The sequence below is a fragment of the Kitasatospora sp. NPDC057940 genome (genome assembly GCF_042887425.1).
GTDB lineage: Bacteria > Actinomycetota > Actinomycetes > Streptomycetales > Streptomycetaceae > Kitasatospora.
In genome coordinates this window covers 158,747-168,412 of record NZ_JBHVPH010000005.1, presented here as the reverse complement: position 1 = coordinate 168,412, position 9,666 = coordinate 158,747, and the positions used below count along the sequence as shown (strand labels likewise).

The 9,666-nt window shown below is 73.3% G+C and carries 5 protein-coding genes and 1 pseudogene; 4 read left to right on the top strand and 2 right to left on the bottom strand.

The annotated features are described in order from the left end of the window. The first annotated feature begins 203 nt into the window (after positions 1-203). From ACFVTF_RS11010 to ACFVTF_RS11000, 3 genes are all read left to right on the top strand, one after another. Complete coding sequence (locus tag ACFVTF_RS11010; RefSeq protein ID WP_387812011.1) at positions 204-2,648, top strand: discoidin domain-containing protein; 2,445 nt, start codon at positions 204-206, stop codon at positions 2,646-2,648. A 94-nt stretch (positions 2,649-2,742) separates the two neighbouring features. Next, complete coding sequence (locus tag ACFVTF_RS11005) at positions 2,743-6,945, top strand: NEW3 domain-containing protein (RefSeq protein ID WP_387812008.1); 4,203 nt, start codon at positions 2,743-2,745, stop codon at positions 6,943-6,945. Then, on the top strand, positions 6,942-7,637 hold the full coding sequence (locus ACFVTF_RS11000; RefSeq protein WP_387812005.1) for a hypothetical protein: 696 nt from the start codon (positions 6,942-6,944) through the stop codon (positions 7,635-7,637). Before ACFVTF_RS11005 ends, ACFVTF_RS11000 begins: the two co-directional genes overlap by 4 nt. Positions 7,638-7,710: 73 nt before the next feature. On the opposite strand, the gene ACFVTF_RS10995 is transcribed toward ACFVTF_RS11000, so the two are convergent. Then, on the bottom strand, positions 7,711-8,904 hold the full coding sequence (locus ACFVTF_RS10995) for a DUF4157 domain-containing protein (protein WP_387812002.1): 1,194 nt from the start codon (positions 8,902-8,904) through the stop codon (positions 7,711-7,713). A 225-nt stretch (positions 8,905-9,129) separates the two neighbouring features. Here ACFVTF_RS10995 and ACFVTF_RS10990 point away from each other — a divergent pair. Next, positions 9,130-9,288 (top strand): annotated as a pseudogene (locus ACFVTF_RS10990) (haloacid dehalogenase); the annotation flags it as partial. A 101-nt stretch (positions 9,289-9,389) separates the two neighbouring features. On the opposite strand, the gene ACFVTF_RS10985 reads toward ACFVTF_RS10990, so the two are convergent. Continuing rightward, positions 9,390-9,524: a hypothetical protein gene (locus ACFVTF_RS10985; protein ID WP_387811999.1), complete on the bottom strand. Its 135-nt coding sequence runs from the start codon at positions 9,522-9,524 to the stop codon at positions 9,390-9,392. Positions 9,525-9,666 lie beyond the last annotated feature (142 nt).

Below are 9,666 nucleotides of genomic sequence, written 5' to 3'. Positions count from 1 at the left end.
ATAGTTTCGTCGGCTGCTTCTTTTGTTTATAAGACACAGCCGCCGGCCCGCACCCCCGGCGGGCCCGCCGCGTCGCGGCTGCGGCCGGCCGCAGCCGCGACACGGTCACCCCGCGTCCTCGCGCACCGCCACGCCCACATGCACCCGGCCCGTCCACGCCGACGGCCCGCCCCCACCCACCTCCGCTCGATCGGAGCCACCGCATGTCACGACGGATACCCCTGCTGCTCAGCGCCGCCCTCGCGGCCGCCGTGCTGGGCGCCGCCCCCGCCGCCCACGCCGGGCCACAGACGCCCGCCGCCCCGGCCGCCGGCACCCCCGGCACCCAGCCCTACGCCTCGTACTGGTACCCCTCCACCATCCTCAACTGGGACCCGGCCACCGACCCGGACGCCCGCTTCAACCGCTCCCGCGTGCCGCTCCAGCCGCGCACCAGCGACCCCGCCCTCAAGGCCAACCCCAACGCCCGCACCGGCGAGGGGAAGATCGCCTCCCTGGTCTCCTTCGGGCCCACCTCCAACAACCCCTCCCAGGGCTCCGCCGACCCCAACTACTACGCCTTCGGCTACTGGCAGTACGTCGACAAGCTGGTCTTCTGGGGCGGCTCGGCCGGCGAGGGCCTGATCCTCGCCCCCAACCCGACCGTCATCGACGCCGCCCACCGCAACGGCGTCAAGGTCTACGGCACCGTCTTCTTCCCGCCCGCCGCCTACGGCGGCCAGCTCCAGTGGCTCCGCGACTTCGTCCAGAAGTCCGGCAACAGCTACCCCGTCGCCGACAAGCTCGCCCAGGCCGCCCAGTACTACGGCTTCGACGGCTGGTTCATCAACCAGGAGACCGGCGGCGGCGATTCGGCCCTCGCCACCGAGGTGCGCAACCTCATGCAGTACAGCAAGGCCAAGAGCGGCACCGAGTTCATGTGGTACGACGCCATGACCACCTCCGGCTCGGTCAACTGGCAGAACGCCCTCACCTCCGCCAACTCCCCGTTCCTCCAGGACGGTTCGAAGCGCACCTCGGACTCGATGTTCCTGAACTTCAACTGGAGCTCCGGCGGCCTGAACTCCTCCCGCGCGCTGGCCCGGCAACTCGGCCGCAGCGAGTACGACCTCTACTCCGGCATCGACACCGAGGCCAACGGCTACAACACCGGCGTCGACTGGAAGTCCCTCTTCCCGACCGGCCAGCCGCACACCACCTCGCTCGGCCTCTACCGGCCCGAATGGACCTGGAAGTCCGCCACCGACCGGGCCGACTTCTATGCCAAGGACGCCCGCTACTGGGTCGGCGCCGACAACGACCCGTCCAAGGCCAACCCCTCCGACAGCTGGCCCGGCCTGGCCGGCTACGTCGCCGAGTCCTCGCCGATCACCGCCAAGCCCTTCGTCACCAACTTCAACACCGGGCAGGGGGACTTCTACAACTCCGCCGGCACCCGGGTCGCCACCGGCGGCTGGAACAACCTGTCCCTCCAGGACGTCCCGCCGACCTACCGGTGGATGGTCGACTCCAGCGGCAGCAAGCTCACCCCGTCCGTCGACTTCACCGACGCCTACCAGGGCGGCTCCTCGCTGCGCCTCACCGGCACCCTGGACGCCGCCAACACCGTGCGGCTGTACGAGACCAAACTGCCCGTCGCCGCGAACACCAAGCTGGACCTGGTGGTCAAGGCCCCGGCCGCCGGGCCCACCAAGCTCAAGGCCGCGGTCTCCTTCGCCGACGCGCCGAACAGCTTCACCACGATCGACGTCGGCGCCAACTCCGGTACCGGCTGGGAGCGGCACACCCTCGACCTCGCCCCGTACGCCGGCCGCACCATCGCCCAGCTCGCCCTCCGGGCCGACGGCTCCGACCCCGCCTACGACGTGCGGATCGGCCAGATCTCCGTCCACGACGGCGACGTGGGCGCCCCCGCGGCGCCCAGCGGCCTCACCGTCCTCGGCGCGAGCGACGTGACGGCGGGCTCCAGCCAGTCGCTGCGGCTCTCCTGGACGGCCGCGCCCGGCGGCGACGTCCACCACTACGAGGTGTACCGGCGCAACGCCGACGGCAGCCGGACCTTCCTCGGCGCGACCCCCAACGACGCGTACTACGTCGGGCGGCTCGACCGGGCCGGCACCGAGGACGCCACCACCCTCGACGTCGAGGCCGTCTCCACCACCTACGGTCGCTCCACCGCCGCCTCCACCAGCGTCGGCTGGACGGGCACGCCGCCCGCGACCGGCGGGAACCTGGCGCTGAACCGCCCGGCCACCGCCTCCGGCCAGTGCAACGCGAACGAAGGCCCGGCCAAGGCCGTCAACGGCAGCGTCACCGGCGGCACCGGCGACAAGTGGTGCAGCCTGAACAGCTCCAAGTGGCTCGAGGTGGACCTCGGTTCGGCCAAGCAGCTGTCGAAGTTCGTGGTCAAGCACGCGGGTGCGGGCGGCGAGAGCGCGGCCTTCAACACCCGCGACTTCTCGATCCAGGTCCGCTCGAACACCACCGACCCCTGGACGACGGTCGCCGACGTCACCGGCAACACCGCGGGCACCACCACCCACCCGGTGACCACCACCGCCCGCCACGTCCGGCTGGTCGTCACCAAGCCCACCCAGAACACCGACCCGGCCGCCCGGATCTACGAGTTCGAGGCCTGGGGCCAGTAACCGGGCACGTCAGCAACTCCCGCCGGGCGCGGCAGTCAATTCCGCGCCCGGCCCAGCGCCCGGCCCCCGTACCTGCACCGAAAGGACCCTCCCCGTGCCGGTCACCATCACCGCCGTCGAGAACACCGACCTCTTCACCGGTCCCGAGGAAGCCCCGCGCCAACTGCTGCGGGTCACCCTCGACGGCCCGGCCGCCCGGATCACCGTCAGCGGTCCGGGCGTGCGCGGCGAGGCGACCGGCACGGGGCTGGTCGAAGTCCCGCTGGAACTCACCGGCGCCCCCGAGCCGGGCACGCAACTCCCCGTCACCGTCGAGGCGGAGGGGGCCTCCGTGGACGCCCTGGTGGAGGTCGCCGAACCCGGCTGGACGATGTTCCTGGTCTCGCACTTCCACTACGACCCGGTCTGGTGGAACACCCAGGCCGCCTACACCTCCCCCTGGGAACTGCTCTCCGCCGACGCCACCACCCGGCCGCTCTGGGAGCGCAACGGCTTCGCGCTCGTCGACGCGCACATGGACCTCGCGCTGCGGGACCCGGTGTACAAGTTCGTCCTCGCCGAAGTCGACTACCTCAAGCCGTACTTCGACCAGCACCCCGAGCGCCGGGAGACCCTGCGCACGCTGCTGGAGCGCGGCCAGGTCGAACTCGTCGGCGGCACCTACAACGAGCCCAACACCAACCTCACCGGCGCCGAGACCACCATCCGCAACCTCGTCTACGGCATCGGCTACCAGCGCGACATCCTCGGCGGCGACCCGCAGACCGCCTGGCAGCTCGACGTGTTCGGGCACGACCCGCAGTTCCCCGGCCACCTCGCCGCGGCCGGCCTCACCGGCAGCGCCTGGGCCCGCGGCCCCTTCCACCAGTGGGGTCCGATCCAGAAGAACTTCCGCGAGGCCAAGGACGACGCCCGGGTGATGCAGTTCCCGAGCGAGTTCGAGTGGATCGCCCCCTCCGGCGAGGGCGTGCTCACCCACTACATGCCGCACCACTACTCGGCCGGCTGGTGGATGGACTCCTCCCCGGACCTCGCCACCGCCGAACAGGCCGTCTACGAGCTGTACCGCAAGCTCAAGCCCGTCGGTGCGACCAGGAACCTGCTGCTGCCCGTCGGCACCGACTACACCCCGCCCAACAAGTGGGTCACCGAGATCCACCGCTCCTGGGCGGCCAAGTACCTCTGGCCGCGCTTCGTCTGCGCCACCCCGCGCGACTTCCTCGACGCCGTCCGGGCCGAACTCGCCGTCACCGGCCGCCGGCCCAGCCCGCAGACCCGCGACATGAACCCGGTCTACACCGGCAAGGACGTCTCGTACATCGACACCAAGCAGGCCCAGCGGGCCGGCGAGGTCGCCGCCGCCGACGCCGAGAAGCTCGCCACCCTCGCCGCCGTCCACGGCCTGGGGCAGTACCCCACCGCCGCCCTCGACAAGGTCTGGCGCCAACTCGCCTACGGCGCCCACCACGACGCCATCACCGGCTCCGAGTCCGACCAGGTCTACCTGGACCTGCTCGGCGGCTGGCGCGAGGCGCACGACCTCGCGGCCGCCGTCCGGGACGAGGCGCTGGACGCGCTGACCGCGCGGATCTCCACCGCCGACGTCGGCCCCACCGCCGGCGCGGGGTCGGCCGTGGTCGTCACCAACACGCTCTCCTTCGACCGGACCGACCTGGTCGTCGTCCAACTGCCCCCGCAGACCGGGGCGGTACGAGTGCTCGACGACCGGGGCGAGCCCGTGCCGAGCACCGTCGACCGGGGGGCCCTGCGCTTCCTCGCCGCCGACGTCCCCGCGCTCGGCTGGCGCACCTGGCGGCTGGTGGAGGGCCCGGCGGCGCAGCCCTGGACGGCGGCCGAGGGCGTGGTGATCACCAACGACCGCTACCGGGTGAGCGCCGACCCCGTCCGTGGCGGCGGCCTGTCCTCCGTCCACGACCTCTTGCACGACCGGGAGTTGATCCAGGGCGGCCGGATCGGCAACGAACTGCGGGTCTACGAGGAGTACCCGCAGCACCCCGACTTCGGCGAGGGCCCCTGGCACCTGGTGCCCAGCGGGCCGGTGCGCGGCTCCGGCACGGCCCCGGCCGACGTGCGCCGCGAGACCGGCCCGCTCGGCGAGCGGCTGGTGATCGGCGGCACCGTCGACGGGATCCGCTACGAGCAGACCGTCACCCTGTGGCGCGGCCTCGACCGGGTCGACTGCCGCACCCGGGTTGTCGACTACTCCGGCGCCGACCGGCTGCTGCGGCTGCGCTTCCCCGTCGACCTGCCCGGCGCGCTGCCGGTCAGCGAGGTCGCCGGCGCCGTCGTCGGGCGCGGTTTCGCCCTGCCGGACGTCGACTCCGCCGAGGCGCCGTGGACCTTGGACAACCCGGCCAACACCTGGTTCGGCCTCGGCGCCACCGCGCGCGCCGTGCTGTCCGATCCGGCCGGATCGCCGCTGGGGGAGCGGGCGTTGGGCGTCGCCGAGGTGGTCGTGCCGAGCCTGGACGACGCCGCCGACGCCCGCCCGCTGGTGGTCGCCCTCGCCCGGGTCGGCGTCACCGCCACCACCTCCGGCGCCGACTGGGCCCGGTACGGCTGGCTGGACGTCGACTCCAACCTGCCCGACTTCCGGATCGTCCTCGGCGGGCCGGAAGAGAACGACGCCGCGCGGGAGTTGATCGAGAGGGCCGGCGAGGAGTACGCGAGCGTCCTCAAGACGCATGGCGCGGTCTGGGTGCCCGCGCTCACCCCGCTCGCCGAGGTCTGGCAGCCCGGCGCCGACCTGCGGGACCTGCGGGCACTGCCCGCGCTGGTCGTCACGGACGCCGCCGCGCTGGTCGCCGACCTCGCCGACGCCCGGATCAGCGCCGTCTGCCCGTCCGAGGTCGTGGACCAACTCGCCGACCACACCGTCGCGTTGCTCAGCTTCGGCCTGCCCGGCTTCGCGGTCGACAGCACCGGAGCCCTGCACCTCTCGCTGATGCGCTCCTGCACCGGCTGGCCCTCCGGTGTCTGGATCGACCCGCCCCGGCGCACCCTGCCCGACGGCGCCTCCTTCCAACTCCAGCACTGGACACACGAGTTCAGTTACGCACTGGTCGGCGGCCCGGGCGACTGGCGGAGCCAGACCCTGCCCGCCCAGGGACAGGAGTTCAACCACCCGCTCCACGCCCGGATCGCGCCGCCGCAGGACGGTCCGCTGCCGGCCACCCTGTCCTGGCTGCGGATCGAACCGCAGCGCGAAGTCCTGCTCGGCGCGCTCAAGCCCGCCGGCAACCCCATCGCGCACGGATCGGCGGCGGCGGTCGGGCGCGAACTCGCCGTCCGGCTGGTCGAGTCGACCGGTTTCGGGCGCACGGCGGAACTCGGCGGCGCACTCGGGCTGAGCCACCTGCGGCCCGCCGACCTGCTGGAACGCCCCCTCGGCGAGGCCGTCGATCGCGTCGACCTGGCCGGCTCGCAGATCGCCACCCTGCTCGCCGCCCCCGGCGTCTCCGCCGAACCCGGCGGCCCGGTCCTCGGCCCGGTCGCCGAACCCGCGCAGCCCGTCCACGCCCGCTACTGGCTGCACAACCGGGGCCCGGCGCCGCTCGGCTACCTGCCGGTCTCCGTCGGCGCCTCGCCCGGCCTGCTGCGGACGGACGGCGAGGCGGTCGAACTCTCCGTCGCCCTGTCCTCGCAGCTGCGCGACGCGGCGGTCGAGGGCACGGCCGTCGTCCTGCCGCCCGAGGGCTGGCGGACCAGCCTCGGCAGCCGCCCCTACCGGCTGGAGCCCGGCGGCCACCTGCGCTTCCCGGTCACCCTCACCCCGCCCGCCGAAGCGCTGCCCGGCCTGCACTTCGCCGCCGTCCGGATCGTGCACGACGGCCAGGAGATCGAGGACGTCGTGACCATCGCCGTCGGCGACCTCCCCGACCTGCTGCCCGTCCCCGGCGACACCCCCGAGGACTGGACGATCGCCCAGGGCACCAAGGCCACCACCGGCCGCGACACCGGCCTGGACGTCGCCGTCTCCGAGGAGGCCCTGCGGGTCACCCCGGGCGGCCGCACCACCCTCGGCCTCACCCTCACCAACCGCACCCGCGGCGAGATCCGCGGCGAACTCCAACTCGTCTCCCCCTGGGGCACCTGGGAGGCCATCGCCGACCCGGTCCGCGGCTTCACCGTCCCGGCCGGATCGTCCTCGACCGTGGACTTCGAGATCGCCGCCCCCGAGTCCACCGACCCCGGCGCGTACTGGGCGCTGGCCAAGGTCATGTGGTTCGGCCGCTGCCAGTACGCCCCGACCGTCGCCCTGGAGGTGGAGGCGTGACCCTCGGCCTGCTCGACGGAAAGCCCCTCCCGCGCGCCGCCCTCGACCACCGCCTCGCCGCCCTCCGCACCGGCGCGCGCTCCACCGCGCTGCCCCAGCCCGGCAGTTCGGAGGACCGCCAGCTCACCCGCTGGGTCGCCCAGGTGCTGCTGACCGAGGCGCTGTGCGAGACGGTCGCCACCGAGCGCGACCTGCCCGTACGGGCCGCCGGCCCGGCCCGCCTGGACCAGCAGGCCGCCGTCGAACTCGGCTCCATCACCGCCGCCGCCTACGAGGGCAGCGCGGCCGTCCGGGCCGTCTACGCGGCGGTCACCGCCGACGTCGAACCCTCCGCGGACGACATCGCCCACTACCGCACCCTGACCGCCCGCCCGCCGTCGACCGTCTGGCACCTCGCCCTGCCCGACGGGGACCTCGACGCCGACCCCGACACCCTCCCGACCGCCCTCGCCGAAGCCCTCCGCGAGGCTCCGGCCGGCACCTGGGTCACCGCCGGCCCCTGGACGGCCGCGCTCCGCTCCGTCCACACCACCTCGGAGGACCGCGACCCCACCGCCGACCTCACCGAAGCCGACCGCCGAGCCGCCTTCGTCCGCTGGCTCGACCACGAGCGCGCCCGACGCCTCACCCTCGTCGAGGGATTGGAGCACCCCGGCGACCCGGCCCAACCCGACAACCACCACCGCCACTGAGGCACCGCCACTGAGGCACCGCCGCTGCCGACCTCGCCGGGATCACCAGCGAGGTCGGCAGCGGAACGGGCGGTCAGACGATCTTGCAGGGCGCGTACGCGGAGCCCAGCTGAACGGCCGCGCCCAGGCGGTGGTTCCCGTCCTGGATGCTGATGCCGCCCGCGCTGACCTGGATCTTGATCGGTTCGAGCGCGGCGCTGTTCTTCATGCCGGTGACGGCGGCGCTGAGCCGCTTCTCGTCGAGCCCGCCCGCCACCGTCTGCGCACGACCGCTGGCCTGCTGCAGCAACGCGACGCTCACCTCGACCAGTTGGCCGGGACGCACGCCCTGCGCGGCGAAGTCCTGCAACTGGTCGATCTGCGCGCCCTCGAAGGTCCCGGCGCCGGCCCGGACGTGGTAGCTGGAGTCCCGCTGCCGGTTGACGTGGCCGCTCAGGTCCGCCTGGGCCTGCTCGGGGCCGATCTCCATGTTGACGAGCTTGTAGTAGGTCTCCAGGTCGTCGTCGGCCTTGATGTACCCGTAGCTGCCGTCCTCGTCGAAGATCACACGATCCTCGGTGCCCGCCAGCTGGTAGATCTTCTCGTAGTGCTCGTCGGTCAGCTTCTGGTCCAGGATGAGCCGCAGGCCCGGATAGTCGGCGTCGACGTGGGTGTGCTCGCCCTCCTCCTCGGCGGGCTTCGCCGTGGGGCGCCGCTGCACCGAGGGCTCGCCGGCCTGCGCGCCGTGCGCGTGGGCCGCGTGTTCCGCTGCGGACTCCCGGGCGAGCGGCCGGGACAGCACCCGGGAGGCGTTCGCCTCGGCCTCGCGCTCGAAACGGTCCGAGGGGTCGCTGACCCGCAGCCCGCTCCCGTTGTCGGTGCCCGCGACGGGGCCGCTGCGCTGCTGGATGACGTGGGTCAACTCGTGCGCGAGCGTGTGCTTGTCGCCCCCTCCGGAGCCGAGCACGATGTGGCTGCCCGAGGTGTACGCGCGGGCGCCGATCCCGGCCGCCGACTCCCGGGCGGTCGCCCCCGTGTGCAGCCGGACATCGGAGAAGTCCGCGCCCAGCCGCGTCTCCATCTCGGCCCGGATCCCGTCGGCCATCGGCGTGCCGGGGCTCCTCAGCACCTCGTGGACGGCGGAGCGCTGCACGTCGGCCGCGGCGTGCTCGTGCTGCTCCTGCTCCAGCATCCGGCTCACCGCGGCATTGCCCACGGCCCGCTGCATGGCGGTGAGCGCCGTGGGCGTCACGACCCTGGCACCGGACGGGCGCCGCACAGGAGTCATCGGCCGACTGCTACGGCCCGGTCGTCGGTCGGCGGCAAGCGCACTGCCGGGGTCATGGGCACGCACAGGAAAGGCCCCTTCGAGGGATCGGCGACAGTCCCTCCCAGTCTGTTCGACCCCGCACCGCCAGCGGAAGGTACGCCAGGGCACCATCCGATGTCCCCAGGGGCCACACCCGTCGTCAGCCGGCCGAGCCCGGGCTGATGGCTTAGCTAGGCTGTCGGCATGATTCGCGCGGTGGTGTTCGATGTCGGCGAGTGCCTGGTGGACGAGACCCGGGAGTACGGCACCTGGGCGGATTGGCTGGGCGTGCCTCGGCATACCTTCGTGGCACAGTTCGGGGCGGTGATCGCCGAGGGGCGCGACTACCGCGAGGCCTTCCGGATCGACTCGCTCGCCCAGCTGCCGGAGCTGATCGCGAAGGCTGACGCCGGAGCGAACTGAGGTTCGCGGCCCACGAGTAGAGGCGGCAGAGGAATTGGCGTTCAGACGATCTTGCGGGGGGCGTAGGCGTGGCCCAACTTGGTGGCCGCGCCCAGGCGGTGGTTTCCGTCCTGATTGCTGATGCCGCCCCCGTCGACCCGGATCTTGATCGGTTCGGGCGCGGCACTGTTCGTCATGCCGGTGAGGGTGGAGTAGGTCTTGCAGGCCGGCCCCCCCCCCGCCCCCCCCCCCCGGCGGGCGGGCCCGGGGGCCCGGGGTGGCCCCCGGCGGGGGGGCCCGGTGGGCGCGGGGCGCGCGGGTGGCGCCCCCCCCCCCCCC